The sequence below is a fragment of the Streptomyces sp. NPDC090032 genome (assembly GCF_044748025.1).
GTDB lineage: Bacteria > Actinomycetota > Actinomycetes > Streptomycetales > Streptomycetaceae > Streptomyces.
Genome location: NZ_JBIVFF010000018.1, coordinates 107,000 through 121,737 on the forward strand (window position 1 = coordinate 107,000; position 14,738 = coordinate 121,737).

16 protein-coding genes and 1 tRNA gene are annotated in these 14,738 nt (G+C 68.4%); 10 read left to right on the top strand and 7 right to left on the bottom strand.

The annotated features are described in order from the left end of the window. Position 1: 1 nt before the first annotated feature. Positions 2 to 601 carry a hypothetical protein gene (locus ACIPWY_RS35320; RefSeq protein WP_393704903.1) on the bottom strand — a complete coding sequence of 200 codons (600 nt, stop codon included), beginning with the start codon at positions 599 to 601 and terminating at the stop codon, positions 2 to 4. A gap of 316 nt (positions 602 to 917) precedes the next feature. Between ACIPWY_RS35320 and ACIPWY_RS35325 the strand changes: the two genes are divergently transcribed. Next, positions 918 to 995, top strand: a tRNA-Arg gene (locus ACIPWY_RS35325). A gap of 243 nt (positions 996 to 1,238) precedes the next feature. Here ACIPWY_RS35325 and ACIPWY_RS35330 read toward each other — a convergent pair. Next, a complete protein-coding gene (locus ACIPWY_RS35330) occupies positions 1,239 to 1,583 on the bottom strand; it encodes a hypothetical protein (protein WP_393704901.1) in 345 nt (114 codons plus the stop codon). A gap of 454 nt (positions 1,584 to 2,037) precedes the next feature. On the opposite strand from ACIPWY_RS35330, the gene ACIPWY_RS35335 reads away from it, so the two are divergent. Further along, positions 2,038 to 2,532, top strand: coding sequence for a DUF6083 domain-containing protein (locus tag ACIPWY_RS35335; protein ID WP_393704899.1), 495 nt, complete (start codon positions 2,038 to 2,040; stop codon positions 2,530 to 2,532). A gap of 46 nt (positions 2,533 to 2,578) precedes the next feature. Here the strand turns inward: ACIPWY_RS35335 and ACIPWY_RS35340 are convergent, their stop codons facing one another. The 3 genes from ACIPWY_RS35340 to ACIPWY_RS35350 all read right to left on the bottom strand — a co-directional run bounded on the left by ACIPWY_RS35340 (position 2,579) and on the right by ACIPWY_RS35350 (position 5,052). Next, a complete protein-coding gene (locus tag ACIPWY_RS35340; protein WP_362908238.1) occupies positions 2,579 to 3,025 on the bottom strand; it encodes a DUF5959 family protein in 447 nt (148 codons plus the stop codon). 172 nt (positions 3,026 to 3,197) lie between these two features. Next, positions 3,198 to 4,400, bottom strand: coding sequence for a damage-control phosphatase ARMT1 family protein (locus ACIPWY_RS35345; RefSeq protein WP_401536552.1), 1,203 nt, complete (start codon positions 4,398 to 4,400; stop codon positions 3,198 to 3,200). Positions 4,401 to 4,431: 31 nt separating this feature from the next. After that, on the bottom strand, positions 4,432 to 5,052 hold the full coding sequence (locus ACIPWY_RS35350; RefSeq protein ID WP_362908239.1) for a TetR/AcrR family transcriptional regulator: 621 nt from the start codon (positions 5,050 to 5,052) through the stop codon (positions 4,432 to 4,434). A gap of 212 nt (positions 5,053 to 5,264) precedes the next feature. On the opposite strand from ACIPWY_RS35350, the gene ACIPWY_RS35355 reads away from it, so the two are divergent. Together ACIPWY_RS35355 and ACIPWY_RS35360 are read left to right on the top strand one after the other, a co-directional pair. After that, complete coding sequence (locus ACIPWY_RS35355) at positions 5,265 to 6,194, top strand: class I SAM-dependent methyltransferase (protein WP_393704895.1); 930 nt, start codon at positions 5,265 to 5,267, stop codon at positions 6,192 to 6,194. Between the two features lie 42 nt (positions 6,195 to 6,236). Then, on the top strand, positions 6,237 to 6,602 hold the full coding sequence (locus ACIPWY_RS35360) for a PH domain-containing protein (protein ID WP_362908241.1): 366 nt from the start codon (positions 6,237 to 6,239) through the stop codon (positions 6,600 to 6,602). Between the two features lie 145 nt (positions 6,603 to 6,747). On the opposite strand, the gene ACIPWY_RS35365 is transcribed toward ACIPWY_RS35360, so the two are convergent. Continuing rightward, entirely contained in the window at positions 6,748 to 7,935 is a 1,188-nt protein-coding gene (locus ACIPWY_RS35365; protein ID WP_401536526.1) for a Ku protein, read from the bottom strand. A gap of 280 nt (positions 7,936 to 8,215) precedes the next feature. Between ACIPWY_RS35365 and ligD the strand changes: the two genes are divergently transcribed. The 3 genes from ligD (at position 8,216) to ACIPWY_RS35380 (ending at position 10,863) form a co-directional block, all read left to right on the top strand. Continuing rightward, positions 8,216 to 9,100, top strand: a complete 885-nt coding sequence (gene ligD, locus ACIPWY_RS35370; protein WP_362908243.1) for a non-homologous end-joining DNA ligase — start codon at positions 8,216 to 8,218, stop codon at positions 9,098 to 9,100. 90 nt (positions 9,101 to 9,190) lie between these two features. Continuing rightward, positions 9,191 to 10,096, top strand: coding sequence for a DNA ligase (locus tag ACIPWY_RS35375; RefSeq protein WP_401536528.1), 906 nt, complete (start codon positions 9,191 to 9,193; stop codon positions 10,094 to 10,096). 122 nt (positions 10,097 to 10,218) lie between these two features. Then, complete coding sequence (locus tag ACIPWY_RS35380; protein WP_362908284.1) at positions 10,219 to 10,863, top strand: DNA alkylation repair protein; 645 nt, start codon at positions 10,219 to 10,221, stop codon at positions 10,861 to 10,863. 101 nt (positions 10,864 to 10,964) lie between these two features. On the opposite strand, the gene ACIPWY_RS35385 is transcribed toward ACIPWY_RS35380, so the two are convergent. Next, entirely contained in the window at positions 10,965 to 11,768 is an 804-nt protein-coding gene (locus ACIPWY_RS35385; RefSeq protein ID WP_362908245.1) for a nuclease-related domain-containing protein, read from the bottom strand. Positions 11,769 to 11,978: 210 nt separating this feature from the next. Between ACIPWY_RS35385 and ACIPWY_RS35390 the strand changes: the two genes are divergently transcribed. The 3 genes from ACIPWY_RS35390 to ACIPWY_RS35400 all read left to right on the top strand — a co-directional run bounded on the left by ACIPWY_RS35390 (position 11,979) and on the right by ACIPWY_RS35400 (position 14,718). Then, positions 11,979 to 12,245: a hypothetical protein gene (locus ACIPWY_RS35390; protein WP_362908246.1), complete on the top strand. Its 267-nt coding sequence runs from the start codon at positions 11,979 to 11,981 to the stop codon at positions 12,243 to 12,245. A 156-nt stretch (positions 12,246 to 12,401) separates the two neighbouring features. Continuing rightward, on the top strand, positions 12,402 to 13,151 hold the full coding sequence (locus ACIPWY_RS35395) for a hypothetical protein (RefSeq protein WP_362908247.1): 750 nt from the start codon (positions 12,402 to 12,404) through the stop codon (positions 13,149 to 13,151). Positions 13,152 to 13,452: 301 nt separating this feature from the next. Then, positions 13,453 to 14,718 (top strand): ATP-binding protein, encoded by a 1,266-nt coding sequence (locus ACIPWY_RS35400; protein WP_393704889.1) that lies wholly within the window; start codon positions 13,453 to 13,455, stop codon positions 14,716 to 14,718. Positions 14,719 to 14,738 lie beyond the last annotated feature (20 nt).

The window sequence follows — 14,738 nt, forward strand, 5'->3', positions numbered from 1 at the left end:
GTTAATAGATGGATAGGGGTGGAATTACCACCCTCAAGCCCGCATCGCGCAATTTCTGCTGCCAGCGCGCTTCTATCTGTGCACGGCTACGCCGAATCTCTCCCCACCCTTCGATGGAATCCGGCAAGACCTCTCCCCTAGCCCACGCCCCCATCAGCATCCGGGTCTCGCTCCTGGCAAGGAAACCCACCTCCGCAAGTGAGTATCCGCCCACGTCACCCACTGCCGCAAGATCCAGGAAATAGCATATCTCGGCGACTCGTTGACGCAGATCGCTATTGATGATGAAAGACTGCTCAAACCCCAAGACCGTGCCTATCTTGATGACGCTCAGCACGACCTCTTCCCTGGGCTGACCCACGAGCGAAATGGGGTTCTCAAGATAGGCGGAGAGGATGTTTTCTACGGCCCGCTTCTCTCTATCGCCCTTCTCCTTCCTGCTGCCGTCTTCAATGGCCCGACTTCGAGCCGTCTCGGCATCCTCTAAGACTTCCTGCCGGGCTCTTTGCGCTTGGCGGCGAGCCCCCATTCTTCCTATGCTGTCACCGCTCAAGCCTATAAGTCCGCCGATAAGGACAGTGATAATTGTTCCCCACTCCATAATCCCTCCCGCTTAAGGAGGGCATCCTGCAAGGATGCCCTTCGATATCGGCCTTCCCCAGGCGCGAACCGGTGCAGCGCGCGGACCTAAGTGAAGGGCAGGCTCTCGAAAACCGTCCCCACACACGAGGGTCGGCATGCATCATCGTCAGGAACCGTCTTGGGCCGCTCCTGTAGTCATAACTGGCGGGCAACGTGGCACGGGTCGGCGGACCTGGCCGAGGGAATCGATCGGCCACTGAGTAGCACTGGCTACCGAGGCCGCATGCTCGCGGCCTATGTTTGTGGACTGGCCGCCGAACCGCTTCAGCTAGAGAGCCCCTGAGCTGCGGAAACGACTAAGTCGCACGGGGCCTCCGTAGCCGTGTGCGCAGGTTCGAATCCTGCCGGGGGCACCTTGGATTAGGTGCCTGAAGACCCCGCCATCAGCGCTATTGCTGAGGACGGGGTCTTTGCGTGTCCAGGGACGTGTGCGTGCAGCCGTATGCCGCGCCGAGTGGCTCCATGTCGGCGTCTGTGGACTATTCGTGGACAGGATCTTGGTGGCATCGCCCCAGGTCAGCCCCGGGAATCCGGGGGACTTCCAGGAACGACGAAGGCCCCCGGACGGATCCCGGGACACGCGCACGCGTTGGGGCTCAGGCTCGTATCTCTCGTGCCAAGGCGCCGCTGTCGTCAGACAACTCCGGGGTGAACCGGAGGCCGAAGCGGCTGAGCAGGCCGGCGAGGTCGTCGAGGCGCTGGGGGTCGATGACTCCGTTGAGCAGGACCTCCAGTTCCTTGATCGGGTCCAGCTCCACTTGCCACCAGCTGGTCTCCAACTCGTAGCCGTGCCAGGACGACGAGCGCGACGACCAGCCGGCGCGGACGAAGGCGGCAGCAACGGGTGCGGCGTCTCGGCAGCCTTGTACAACGCCACAGACGTTGTTGTTCACGTCGAGCCACTGAGGATCCAGGCTCTGGCCGTCATCGGATATGTCCACGGTCGGAGTATGAGACACCACAGTGAAAGTTATCGGCCTCACTCGTACTCCCCGAGCAGATCTCTTCGATGCGTCGATCGGCGACTTACTGTCTTCCGTCCAAGCACTTGGCATACCGGCCGAGGAGGGCCTCAATACTGTTGCCCGCCCGTTCAGCGACCTCGGTCGGATCGACCCCGGCGTTCAGCCAGGTCGAGTGCACGGGTGATGTCGCAGGTCGTAGGTCGTGTGTCGTAGGGACGACGAGCCGCGGCTCCCATTCCGTCCCGCCGTCGACCCAGGCAGAGCACGAGCGAGCGTGGGTCGACGTCAGGCAGGACGGGAGCTGGAGTGAGTGGTGGTTTGATGCGGTAGTGACGACTGCGCGTCGATCGGGCTACTGAAGTGTCGCTTTGTCGAATAAGGCCGAAAGACGCCCTGTTTGAATGATGTACCGGGCACTCACACTCAAAAAATGGCGGTTCTCCACAGTGTCAGCCAGCCTGAGTGCCTGTTGTGCTCCTCGCACGGGCCCGACGTTCGTGAGCGGGTACGGATCATTCGCCTGTCAGCCGAACTCTGCGACAGGTGCTGGAACAAGGTCGCCGACGCGCTTGCCCTGAGCGAGGGCGCCACAGCAGCACCGGAGCCCGAGTGCGACCCGGACGACGTGCAATGGATCGAGCCTCGTGCGTGTCGGCATTGCGATGCGCTGGTGCGTTGCTACCCGACCCTCTATGGCCGTTGGGTTGAACTGGCCACGTTCGAGCTGCCGGCGAAGGAGGTCTCTCCCCTGCACCGTTGGCGTTTGAGGCGTCCGAAGGCGACGAATACGCCGATTGCTGTGGCGACGGTGGCCATCAGGATCGGCGCCATCGATCCCACACCCGGAGAGCCCGTCATTCCCGCTCACGAGTTCGTGTGTCTGAGGCATGAAGGACGAGAGGCCCGACCGTTCTTCGCCGGCTAGGACTCTCAACCAACGTGGCGGGTATGGGATTTGAACCCACGGCGACTCACGCTGGCCATGCCATGTGGACCTGCTCGAGTCTCCGACGATGGGCATCGACCCAGTCGTCGGGCAGGCGCACCAGAACGCGGACCGAGGTGAGGGAGACTGAGGCGTCTCTTACCTCGACCTCTACAGCGTTGAGGGTCTCGCCCTGAGAGATGTAGGGGCCCTTCAACTCGATCCGGATCTCCGGGTTGCGCCCGTCGTCCATCCAGCTGACCGGCCGGCCGGCCGCGAGCAGGTCCAGCGCCTCAGCCCAGTCGTCCAGATCGTCGGAGAGCAGATACACCTCCGCGAGGCGACCGTTCGCGAACTCACTGGCCACCACGATCTCGGCGATGAGGCAGCCGCCCCCAGGGAGGCCGACACTCGTCGCCCCCACCACTCGAACGATCACGCTGTTCTCTTTGTCGGCAAGGTGGATGAGCTCCACTGGCCCGTGCTCGGTCATGCCCCTGTCCCTTCGGCCACACAGATACGCCGACTCATGATGCATGCTGCACTGAATCTCCCATCCTGCGTCCCCGCGCAGCACGTGCCCTTGCGTGCTTGATCGGACGGGTAATTGAGTGGGTCATTGGACGGGTCCGCGGTCGGAGTAGGAGGCAGCGCTTTCATCGTCGTCACTCGTCGCGTACCTGGATTACCGCGTGCGTTCCCTTTGTTCGCCAGTTTTGGGGTTCCGCGGCATTCAGAGTGCGTTCCGTTTGCGCGTCCAGCCCCACTACGACGTCTGACTTGAGGGTGCGCAGGGCTGCTACGGGGGACGGGAAATAGGACGTGCGGGTGAGGAACGGGGTTGTGGGGGGCCAGAGTTGGTCGCCCACCAGGCGACGGTAGTTCAGGTCGCCCTTCAGGATCGTCAGTGTGGCCGTCTCGAAGGACTTCTTCAGATCGTCCGGCATTGCGGCGTACGGCAGAGGGGCGCAGGAGAAGGGGTGCGTGCGGAGCTGCAGGTGCCCTGTCGACGTTGCGCGCCACAGGCGTTCGCCCGCATCGCCTGCCTCGCCCGGGGCTTGCTTCAGATGGCGCAGGGCGTCGATGACGTCCGTGGGGGTCGCGTCGGAGACGTAGTACGGGTGTGGCTTTACGTGGAGGACCACTTGTTCCGCGTGTGCGTGACGGAGGAAGTGGTCGATGAGGAGGAGGTCGGGGACCAGTTCGCGGCCCGCGTTGTCCGCCACCACGTGGACGGTGTTCCCGGCCCCGGGTGGCAGGAGCGACCAGAGGACGTTCGAGTCGTCCGCCAGGAGGGGTGCGGTGGGGGTGGGGGCGTCGGTGGCGTTCGCGGTGAGCTGGAAACCCAGGTCTGCCCGGTTGCCCCACAGGGAGCCGTGGAGCAGCGCCCGGCCTTGGGTTTCCGGCGGTTCCTGCGCCAGGCGGTCCAGGGCCGTCAGTTCCGCCTGAGCCTCCGGGCTCCGTAGCTCCGCCTGCTTGAAGGGGCGGAACGGGTCGATGCCCTGCCACGGTCCTGCGGGGTCGAAGTAGCCGACCGCGTCCAGCAGCCTGCGGTAGAAGTAGCTCTCCGCCCACAGGAAGGGCGCGTCGAACCATGACCCGCCCACGTGCTCGCCGCTCCCCCATTCCTCCCACTGTTCACGGTCGCGGGCGTCGGCCGGCAGCGGTTCCATCACGCCGGCGGGATCCGTGCTCTCCCTCAGGAGCGCGTCCAGCGCCCGCTGCCGCTCCGGGTCGTAAGGGAACGCGTCCCGCACCCGCTGGATGAGCGCGGGGTGGCGCTCGCGCAGCACGCTGTACGGAAACGATCCGGGGCGGTTACTCCGGATGACGTCGTCAACGTTGTCTACGTCGGCCGCGTTGTCCATGTTGTCCGCGTTGTCAAAGTTGTCCACGTCATCAAAGTTGTCCATGGCTGATTGATCCTCCGGTCGTCGGGCCGAGCAGCATCGTCACCAGTCTTTCCGTCTGCTCCCCCGGGTCCCGTGCCGCGTCTCCCCACGTCGTCATCAACAGGTGGTGGACCGTACCGACCAGCGCCAGCGCCAGCGCCGTCGTGTCCGTGGCCGGGGAAAGACGGCCCCGTTCCACTTCCGCGTCCAAGTACGCCGCGATCGACTCCTGGATCGCGTCGAAGCCCGGGGCGCCCGCCTCCAGGGCCTCGCGGATACGTTGCGATGCCGCCGGGGTCGAGACCGCCAGGCCCGCCGTCGTGGCGTTCAGGGATGTCAGGAGGGCGTAGCCGATCGTCTTCAGGTTGGCCGCCACCGTGGACTCGCCCGCGCGCGCCGGAAGTTCCTCCGCCAGGCCCGCCGTACGGGCGAAGCGGGACAGGACGAGTTCCGCGACGAGTTCGTCCAGGCCCTCGAAGTGCTTGTGCAGGAGGCCCTTCGCGCAGCCGGCCTCGGTGGTGACCGCCCTGCTCGTCAGGCCGGACGGACCCTCCCGCGCGAGGATCCGCTCCGCCGCGTCGAAAAGCCGCTCTCTTACGTCGGGGATCGCCACTCCACGCGGGGACATGCTGCTGCCTCTTCCTCTTCTCATCAGGTGCGCAGTGGGGTCCGCCATGAGGCAGGACCGTTCGTCGTCCGGCCCGGTCACCGTCCGGCCCAGTCACGCCATGCCCGTTCAATTCCCTTGCCGTCAGTTTGGGCGTGTGCCCATACTGGTTTGGGCAGGTGCCCATTCTAGGTCGTCCGTCGGCCGGTCCGCCACCGCGAGGGGATTCCGTCATGCCGCACATCGTGAACGTCGATCAGTCCCAGGCCTGGAACGGGTACGAAGGCGAGCACTGGGCCCGCAACCAGGATCGCTGGGACGCCGTGAACGAAGGGTTCAACCAGCCTCTCCTCGACGCTGCCGCCGTCCGCGCCGGTGAGCGCGTCCTGGACGTCGGCTGCGGCGCCGGGGCCACCACCCGTCTCGCCGCCCGGCAGGCAGGCCCGGACGGGCGGGCGCTGGGCGTCGATCTGTCCGGCCCCATGCTGGCGCGGGCCGAGGAGACCGCTCGGCAGGAAGGCGCGGCCGGTGCCGGGTTCGAGCAGGGCGACGCCCAGATCCACCCCTTCCCCGCCGGTGACTTCGATGTCGCCATCAGCCGGTTCGGGGTGATGTTCTTCGCCGACCCCGTCGCCGCCTTCGCCAACATCCGGCGGGCCCTGCGGCCGGGCGGGAGACTGGCGTTCATCTGCGCAGCCGAGCCCGGGGGAAACGACTGGCTCCGGGCCATCGCAGAACTGCGCGGCATCCTGCCGGTCGGCGACTTCGGGGCTCCGGGCGAGCGGGACACGTCTCGCGGCCCGGGGATGTTCTCCCTGGCCGACGCGGACGTCACGCGCGGTGTGCTGTCCGACGCCGGGTTCGCGGGCGTCGAGGTGCGGCGCGTGGAGACGTACGGACTGTGGGGGCGAGACGCCGGTGACGCCGCCGCGTTCCTGCTCGACTCCGGGCCCGGCCGGCACCTGACCGAACAAGTCGGCGGCGAGGCACGGGAGTTGGCGCATCGTACGCTCGCGAACACTCTGCACGCGTATGAGCACGCCGGGGACGGAGGTGCGGCCGGGACCCGCGAGGTACGGATGAAGAGCGTCGGACTCCTGGTCACCGCATTCAGCCCGGAAGGGGTTGACCGCACTCTGGCCAAGACCTCACCTACAGTGTGAAGATCCTGTGTCTACGCAGGAGTTCATCATCTGGGGGGCCTCATGGCACTGTTCGGAAACGCTCACACCGTCGACCCCGTCGGCGCACAGCAGGAGTACGCCAAACTGTTCGGTCAGGGCGAGCAGGTGCAGGCCGCGTACCTGCTCATCCGCGACACCATCCTCTTCACCGACCGGCGTCTGATCCTCGTCGACAAGCAGGGAATCACCGGCAAGAAGGTGGAGTACCACTCCATCCCCTACCGGAGCATCACGCACTTCGCCGTCGAGACCGCCGGTCACTTCGACCTCGACGGTGAGCTCAAGATCTGGATCTCCGGCACGGCGGCGCCCGTCCAGAAGACGTTCAGCAAGGGCGTCGACATCTACGAGGTGCAGGCGATCCTGACGCAGTTCGTGGCCCGGTAGGCGCACACAGACAGGTGGCCCGGCGGCGGCACGTTCGTGCGTATGCGCGTATGCGCGCATCTGCGTACGGCCGCCGCCGGCCCCACCAGGACGCCCGCCGTCCCGCCAAAACGCCCGCCGTCCCGCCAGAACGCCCGCCGTCCCGCTAGGACGCCCGCCTGCGCGACGCCCTCTTCTTTGCCGATGCCGATGCCGGTGACTTCTTGGCAGTCGTCTTCTTGGCCGTGGCTTTCGAGGCGCTCGCCTTCGAGCCACTCGTCTTAGGCGTGCTCGCCTTGGACGTGCTCGCCTTGGACGTGCTCGACCCGGCTGTACTCGCCTTCGACGTACTCGCCCTGGCTGCACCCGCCTTCGACGTGCTCGCCTTCTCAGCCGGCGCCGTCCGCGACGAGGCGGCCGACTTCTTGGCCGTCGTCTTCCTCGCCGTACCGCTCCCGGACGCCGCGGGCTTCGCCTTCGTCGACGTCGACTTCTTCCCGCCGACATCCTTCGGGGCCGTACGGGACTTCAGCGGGGTCACTCTCGCCTCCCGCTCCGGAGCGGCCGCGTCGCCCCTGGCCTCCTTGGCCGCCTTGACGCTGCTCTTCAGGGCCGCCATCAGGTCGATGACCTTGCCGCCGGCACCCTCGGGAACCGCGGGCGCCTCCACCACGCCCTCGCCGGACGCCTTCGCCTCGATCATCTCCTCGACCGCGGAGCGGTAGTCGTCGTGCAGCGACTCCATGTCGACCTCGCCGAGGGTGTCCATCAGTGCGTCCGCCAGATCGAGTTCAGCCTCGCGCACGGTCACCTGGGTCTCGGGGGCCACCTCCTCCGGGGAGCGCACCTCGTCGGGCCACAGCAGGCCGTGCATCGCGATGACGTCGTCGACGACGCGCAGCATGCCGAGCCGCTCCCGCCCGCGCAGGGCGAACTTGGCGATGGCGACCTTCTTGTTCCGCTTGAGCGCCTCGCGCAGCAGGGTGTACGGCTTCGCGGCGGGGACGCCGTTCGCGGAGAGGTAGTAGGCGGCATCCATCTGGAGGGGGTCGATCCGGTCGCCGGGGACGAAGGCCACGATCTCGATGGTCCGCGCGGTCGGGATCGGCAGGGAGGCCAGGTCCTCCTCCGTGATCGGGATGATCGCGCCGTCCGCCGCCTCGTATCCCTTGCCGATCTCCGCCGACGCGACCTCCTTCTCCTCCAGCTCGCAGAACTTGCGGTAGCGGATGCGGCCGCCGTCCTCCAGATGGATCTGCCGGAAGGAGATCGAGTGGCTCTCGGTGGCGTTGACCAGCTTGATCGGAATGCTGACCAGGCCGAACGAGATGGCGCCGTTCCAGATGGATCGCACGGTGTCCCTCTCTGCGTAGTGCCCTGCCGTGTGCCCTGCGTAGTGCCCTGCCGTGTGCCCTGCGTGGTGCTGCCCTGCCGTGTGCCCTGCGTAGTGCTGCCCTGCCGTGTGCCCTGCCGTAGACAAGCCGGCAGGCCGTAGCCGAGCCAACCAGCCAGCCAGCCGACCGGCCGTAGCCGAGTCGCCGGCCGTGGCCGAACCGGCTCGCCGTGCGACCGCCCCCTTCACCGCCGTAGCTCTTTGAGATAGCTCGTGACGATTTCCGTGGGATTCTCATCGTATGACGCCCATCACAGAGGTGGAGGGGCGGCGGCTCGCGCTCAGCAACCTCGACAAGGTGCTGTACCCGGCAACCGGGTTCACCAAGGGCGAGCTGCTGCACTACTACGCGACGGTCGCCGGGTCCCTGCTCGCGCACCTGTACGACCGGCCCGTGTCCTTCCTGCGCTACCCGGACGGGCCCGAGGGCCAGCGGTTCTTCACCAAGAACGTGCCGCCGGGCACGCCTGCGTGGGTGCGGACGGCGGACGTGCCGCATTCGCGGAGTGCCCCGTCCCGCCAGGTCCTCGTACAGGATCTGGCCTCACTCATGTGGGCGGCCAATCTGGTGACGGAGTTCCATACGCCGCAGTGGCAGGCGGACGCACCCGGACAGGCCGACCGGCTGATCCTGGACCTGGATCCGGGAGAGCCGGCGGACGTGGTGGAGTGCTGCGCGGTCGCGCTCTGGCTTCAGGAGCGGCTGCGTGCGGACGGGCTGCACTCGTACGTGAAGACCTCCGGTTCCAAGGGGCTGCACATGCTCGTGCCGCTGGAACCGACACCGTCCGATCGGGTGAGCGCCTACGCGAAAACCCTCGCGGTGGAGGCGGAGGCCGAACATCCGGAACTGGTCGTCCACCGCATGACCCGCAGCCTGCGCCCCGGCAAGGTCTTCGTCGACTTCAGCCAGAACGCTGCCGCGAAGACCACGGCGACCCCGTACACGCTGCGCGCCCGCCCGGAGCCGACCGTGTCGGCGCCGGTGACGTGGGAGGAGGTCGAGGCCTGCACGGACGCGCGGGAGCTGACGTTCCTGGCCGACGACATCGCCCCCCGCCTCGAACGCTACGGGGACCTGCTCGGCCCCCTGATCAACCTGAACCGCGCCGGGCATGTGCCCTGAGCGGGAGAGCCGGGGCTGTCCCGGTGACGGTGCGACGCGAAGGGCGAGCCTCTCCTCACCCGGAAGGCCGGGCGGGCAGACGCTGACGGAATGGCTCAGAACAATTCGCCGGCGGTAGCCCTACGGCCACCTGTCGATGTCATGCGTCCCCAGGCTGTGGACGAGATCCCCCAGCAATCAGGCACGGCCGAGAATCTCCAGTACTCCCTCAAACTCGACGGATTCCGTGCCCTTGCCTTCGTCCTCGAGGACGGACGGGTCTTCCTGCAGTCCCGCTCGAAAAGAGACCTTTCCCCGGAGTTTCCAGAGATTGCCGCATATCTGCGCGAGAACCTGGCGGCCGGAACGGTACTGGACGGTGAACTGTGCGCCTACCGCGACGGTCGCCTGAGCTTCACCGATCTCCTCCGGTCCCACGCCGATCGAGCGCGATCGGGCATCCCGGTGTCCTACGTGGCGTTCGACATCCTCGCCGTCCCGGGCCGCGACGTCAGGGCACTGCCCCTGAAGAAACGCTGGGAGCTGCTGGGCGCCGCACTGCAAGACGTCGGCCCGCCCCTGCAGCGCGTACTGGCAACGCTCGACGAGGAAACCGCCCACATCTGGTTTCGCGACATGAGAGCGGCCGGCGTCGAAGGAATTGTGGCGAAGGAATTGCGCTCGACCTACCGGGCAGGCGGAACCCGGGCCTGGAGAAAGATCAGGCATGCGGATACGACGGACGGTGAACTCCTGGGCGTTTTCGGCCCGTTGGGCAGACCGCAGGCACTTCTCGTACGGCTCCCCGATGACCGAAGCGTCAAGACGTCGCCCCGATTGACCCCGACGCAGTCACGGCAGGTCGCCGAGTTGGTACGCGATCGTTTGGGACAAGTGACGGACCACCCGGAACACGGTCCGGTGAGAATGCTGACAGTCCCCCTTCTCATCGAACTGCGCCAAGCGGCCGGGCGCCACGAGACCGTCCGTTTCGTGCGGATGCGGAACGATGGATGAGTGGATGAGGTGTCGTAGCGTCGCCGTAGGCTGAGATCTCGCGCGTGACGGACGGGAGGGCCGAGGTGGCCGAGAAGACGCTGACCGAGAAGACGCTGACCGGGACGACGGTCGCCGAGGTGATGGCCGAGCTGGCCGGGCTCGAGGACCCGAAGGCACGTGCCGTGAACGAGAAGCACGGCGACGATCACGGCGTGAACCTCAGCAAGCTGCGCGCGCTCGCCAAGCGGCTGAAGACGCAGCAGGAACTCGCGACCGGGCTCTGGGAGACGGACGACACCGCGGCAAGACTCCTCGCCCTCCTCATCTGCCGCCCGAAGGCGTTCGAGCGCGACGAGCTGGACCGGATGGTGCGCCAGGCGCGCACGCCCAAGGTGCACGACTGGCTCGTGAACTACGTGGTGAAGAAGAACCCCCATGCCGAAGAACTGCGTCTGGCCTGGTCGGCCGATCCGGATCCGGTGGTCGCGAGTGCCGGCTGGGCGCTGACCACCGAACGCGTGGCGAAGAAGCCCGAGGGCCTCGACCTCTCGGCGCTCCTCGACGTCATCGAGGCGCAGATGAAGGACGCCCCGGACCGCCTTCAGTGGGCGATGAACCACTGCCTGGCCCAGATCGGGATCGACCACGCCGAACACCGCGCCCGCGCGATCGACATCGGCGAGCGCCTCCAGGTACTCAAGGACTACCCGACGTCCCCGGGCTGCACGTCCCCGTTCGCACCTGTCTGGATCACCGAGATGGTGCGGCGCAGGCAGACGCAGTAGAAAACTGCCCGCGCGACCGGACACCGCACAGAAGTCGCCGCCGGCGCACCGCGCGGCAACCGCCACCGGCCTCAGACGGGCAGCAGCATCCGCCGTCGGCGTCAGACACGCAGCCAGGTGTGGCGGTCGCGGGCCATCGCGTGCAGGGCCTCGACGTCGGCCGGTTTCAGGACGCCGCCCGTGCGCGCCAGCGACTGGAGTTCGGTGTCAAGGACGATGCGTACGTCCCGTGGGGGTGCTGCCATCTCTACCGTCGTGGCGCCCGCGACAGCCAGGACCGGGCGGACCTCGGCGGTCAGGGCGAAGGACGCGCGGGACGCGTCCGCGCGGACGCGTCGCAGGAGCGGGTGCGGCTCCGAGCGGCCGGTCACGACCATCGGGTCGGCGACGCGGACGCGCTGCCTACGGGCCGGGAGCGTGTGCAGCGCGTAGAGGCCGCCGGGCCCGATGAGGAGGTGGTGGATACGGGCGCCGCCGGGCAGCGGCACGGAGTGCAGCGCGCGCCAGCCCGCCCGCTCGAACGCGTCGAGCGCTCCGCCGACGGACTGCTCGGCCTCCAGGGCCCGGCGTCGCGGGTCCCCCCGCAGCCGCCGGGGCGCACCCGGGTCGCGGTCGACGGCGATCTGGAGGGCCTCGCCCGGCCGGTTCGGCGCGAGGTCGTCGTCCGGGTGGAGGGCGAGCCTGGCGAGTTCGGCGGGGGTCGGCACCGGGGGCGGACCGACCGTGACCTGGCCGGTCAGGAAGGGCCCGAGGGCGTCGAGCACGGCGTCCCGGCGGGCCTCGCTGATCAGATTGACGCGACCGGCCTCACGGTCGTACCACGCGACGTTCCTGCCGTCGTCGCCGCAGACATAGAGCCGCTCCCGACCATGTCGCCAGGTCGGTATGACGCGCAGACCGCTCATGCACCATCACCCCATGACCATGGGAGCAGTCCCGGAGCCGCAGGGCAATATGCCGTCCGGACCCCCGTGACGGCACCGTCCGCAGAGTTTCGGCCCGCTGTTACACAGCTGCCGAATTGCCGTGATGAGGGGTCTTTACGGTGATGACGTCAGCGTTTACGCCACCTGGTGGAGTGCACCGCACCGGGAGTAGAGCAGAGGAGACGTTCCGTGAGCACCACTCGTCGAGCAGGTCTGCTGGCCCGCGGCACCTTCGTCGCCGCCGTTCTCGGTGGCGCGCTCCTGGTCCCGACGGCCGCGTTCGCGCACGCCCAGCCCGACCGGCCGGCGAGTCCCGCCCCGGCGAGCGCGGCGGAGGAGTCTCAGGGCACACCCGACTCGCACCCGCTGTTCGTGGCGGCGGGCGGCGCGATGGCGGCGGCGGGCGCGGGGGGACTCGCCTTCTCGATGTACCGGCGCGGGCGCACCGACGGCTGAGGGTTCGAGGTGCGCAGGGTCGCTCGGTTGAATAAAAAGGACTTCCTCACCAATAAGGTCAATATGGCCGACAAGGTGTCAGTGGAGTGAGCGACCGGCACGCGGACAGGCAGGAGTGCAGTGATTTCCAGGCGCACCTGTTCCGCGGCCGTGGCCATGACCGCAGCCGCACTGCTGCTCGCGGGGTGCGGAGACTCGGGCGAGCTGCGCAGCGCGGGGCCGACGTCCACGGCGGTGGAACCTGCCCGGCTCTGGCCCACGCTGCCGCCGGCGTCCGCCGCGGCCGATGACTACGGCTCGGGCAAGACCGAGGTCGTGAAGGGCATCACCGCCAAGGGTGACGACATTCACCGCGTGAACCCGGTCGACGTGGTCCGCGCACAGGAGGCGGCCGCCGCGGCATCGCCGAGCCCGTCCCCGGACCCGGACGACGGCAAGGGCAAGGTCGTGGGGCTGGACGACTGCGGCAGGAAGGACGGCACCAAGTGCCCGGTCCTGAAGGCGTACTACCGGGATCTGACGGGTGACGGCAAGGACCAACTGATCGTGGGGATCCGCCTGCCGAAAGGCCAACTGGCCGTGCGCTGCTACACGTTCGAGGGCCACAAGCTGACGCAGATCATGGGGACGTCGGACGCGGTCGTGAGCGTGGAGATCGCGGGCCGGGACGTCATCCTGCGCGCGGTCGCCGACCTGCCGGGCTACGAGTACCGCACGGCGTGGTCCTGGGACCCGCACCAGCGCGCGATGCTCCCCACCAGAGACGAAATCCTCCGCACGGGCGCACCCTCAACCCAAACGCCACCCCCCACCTCCACCCCCAAGCCCCACCCCTCAACCACCACCCCCACCAAGACACCCCCCACGAAGACCCCGACCACAACCCCATCGGCCCCCACCCGATGACGAGACACCCAAGCCGGGCGACGCACACGAGCCGCCCCACGCACACGAGCCGTGGAACCCCGGCCCCCGAGCCGCCGCACCCGCAACGGAACGGAAGGGGCCGGGCCGGTACGTCCGCCCGGAGCCGGCCCCCACTCCTGACGCCTACGCGATCCGACGCCGAACCATCCGAGCGAGGACGGACATACCGGCCCGGCCCCGCACCCGCCCACACACGGAAGGCGCAGAACGCCGCCCCAGCCCAGGCCCCGGCCCCGGCCGCGACACCAGCCCCAACCCCGTCCCCCACCAAGAGCACCCCATGACCCCCGCCCCCAAACCCCGCCTCCCCGCCTGGACAGCCACCCTCACCTGGAAGGCCGCGGTCTTCATCACGGTGATGTGCTGCGCACTGGCCGCACTCCTGGGCGCCCTGGTCCACGTATCGGTCACCAACCAGACCGTGGGCCAGGCCCGCGACCACGCACTGGACCGGCTCGACGAGGCCACCAAGGCGTACGAGGCAGGGTCCCGGCTCGGCCCGCTCGCAGGCGTCGACCCCCCGGAGCTGCCCGACTCGCTGCGCCGGCTCGCCGCGGCCGGAGAGCGCGGCACCATGGTGAGCAGCCACACGAAGGCCCCCACGATGTGGGCGGCGGGACCGGTCGACGGGGGCCACGCCCTGGCCGTGGAGCTCGACTACGCGCAGGGCGCCCGGACGATCGACGGCCTGGACCGGGCGATCGTCGGCTCGTCGGTGCTGGCGATCGGCGCGACGCTGCTGGTGGGAGCGTTCGCGGTGACGCGCGTGACGCGGCGCCTGCACGCGACGGCGAGGGTGGCCCGGCGGATCAGCCGCGGGGACCTGGACGCGAGGGTGGGCGATCCGCGGACGCGAAATCCGGCCAGGCACCAGGACGAGGTGGCCGCGGTCGCCGGCGCGCTGGACAGCATGGCGTCGTCGTTGCAGCTCAAGCTGCTCAGCGAGCAACGGTTCACGGCAGACGTGGCGCACGAGTTGCGGACACCGCTGACGGGCCTGCACGCGGCGGCCGAACTCCTCCCGCCGGGCCGCCCGACGGAACTCGTACGGGACCGGGTCGCCGCATTGCGGACCCTCACCGAGGACCTGCTGGAGATCTCGCGCCTGGACGCGCGCAGCGAGCGCGTGGACCTGGACGACAACTGGCTCGGCCCGCTGGCCGAGCGGGTGGTGCGGGGTTCCGGCACGGAGACGGAAGTGACCGTGGTGCGGGACGTCTGCGTGCTGACGGACCGCCGGCGTCTGGAGCGGGTGCTCGGCAACCTCGTGGCGAACGCCCATCGGCACGGCCGCCCGCCGGTGGTCCTCACGGTGGACGGCCCAGTGATCACCGTGCGTGATCACGGGGAGGGCTTCCCGGACTACCTGCTGGAGGGCGGTCCGCAGCGGTTCAGGACGGAGGGCGGCGCGAAGGGCCACGGCCTCGGCCTGACGATCGCGCTGGGCCAGACGGAGGTGCTCGGCGGGAGGCTCGGATTCACGAACGCGGAGGACGACGGCGCGATCGCCACGCTGACGTTGCCGTCGCCCGACCAGCAGCCCTGACGCGCCCCCTCCGGCACCCC

Bases quoted from the DNA above. Each gene is read 5' to 3' on its own strand.
- ACIPWY_RS35350 (WP_362908239.1), bottom strand. From the start codon at position 5,052: ATGTCCCCGCGTGGAGTGGCGATCCCCGACGTAAGAGAGCGGCTTTTC.
- ACIPWY_RS35360 (WP_362908241.1), top strand. From the start codon at position 6,237: ATGGCACTGTTCGGAAACGCTCACACCGTCGACCCCGTCGGCGCACAG.
- ACIPWY_RS35400 (WP_393704889.1), top strand. From the start codon at position 13,453: ATGACCCCCGCCCCCAAACCCCGCCTCCCCGCCTGGACAGCCACCCTC.
- ACIPWY_RS35395 (WP_362908247.1), top strand. From the start codon at position 12,402: ATGACCGCAGCCGCACTGCTGCTCGCGGGGTGCGGAGACTCGGGCGAG.
- ACIPWY_RS35340 (WP_362908238.1), bottom strand. From the start codon at position 3,025: ATGACCGAGCACGGGCCAGTGGAGCTCATCCACCTTGCCGACAAAGAG.
- ACIPWY_RS35385 (WP_362908245.1), bottom strand. From the start codon at position 11,768: ATGAGCGGTCTGCGCGTCATACCGACCTGGCGACATGGTCGGGAGCGG.
- ACIPWY_RS35380 (WP_362908284.1), top strand. From the start codon at position 10,219: ATGGCCGAGCTGGCCGGGCTCGAGGACCCGAAGGCACGTGCCGTGAAC.
- ACIPWY_RS35355 (WP_393704895.1), top strand. From the start codon at position 5,265: ATGCCGCACATCGTGAACGTCGATCAGTCCCAGGCCTGGAACGGGTAC.
- ligD (WP_362908243.1), top strand. From the start codon at position 8,216: ATGACGCCCATCACAGAGGTGGAGGGGCGGCGGCTCGCGCTCAGCAAC.
- ACIPWY_RS35335 (WP_393704899.1), top strand. From the start codon at position 2,038: ATGGCGGTTCTCCACAGTGTCAGCCAGCCTGAGTGCCTGTTGTGCTCC.
- ACIPWY_RS35320 (WP_393704903.1), bottom strand. From the start codon at position 601: ATGGAGTGGGGAACAATTATCACTGTCCTTATCGGCGGACTTATAGGC.
- ACIPWY_RS35375 (WP_401536528.1), top strand. From the start codon at position 9,191: ATGGCTCAGAACAATTCGCCGGCGGTAGCCCTACGGCCACCTGTCGAT.
- ACIPWY_RS35345 (WP_401536552.1), bottom strand. From the start codon at position 4,400: ATGGACAACGCGGCCGACGTAGACAACGTTGACGACGTCATCCGGAGT.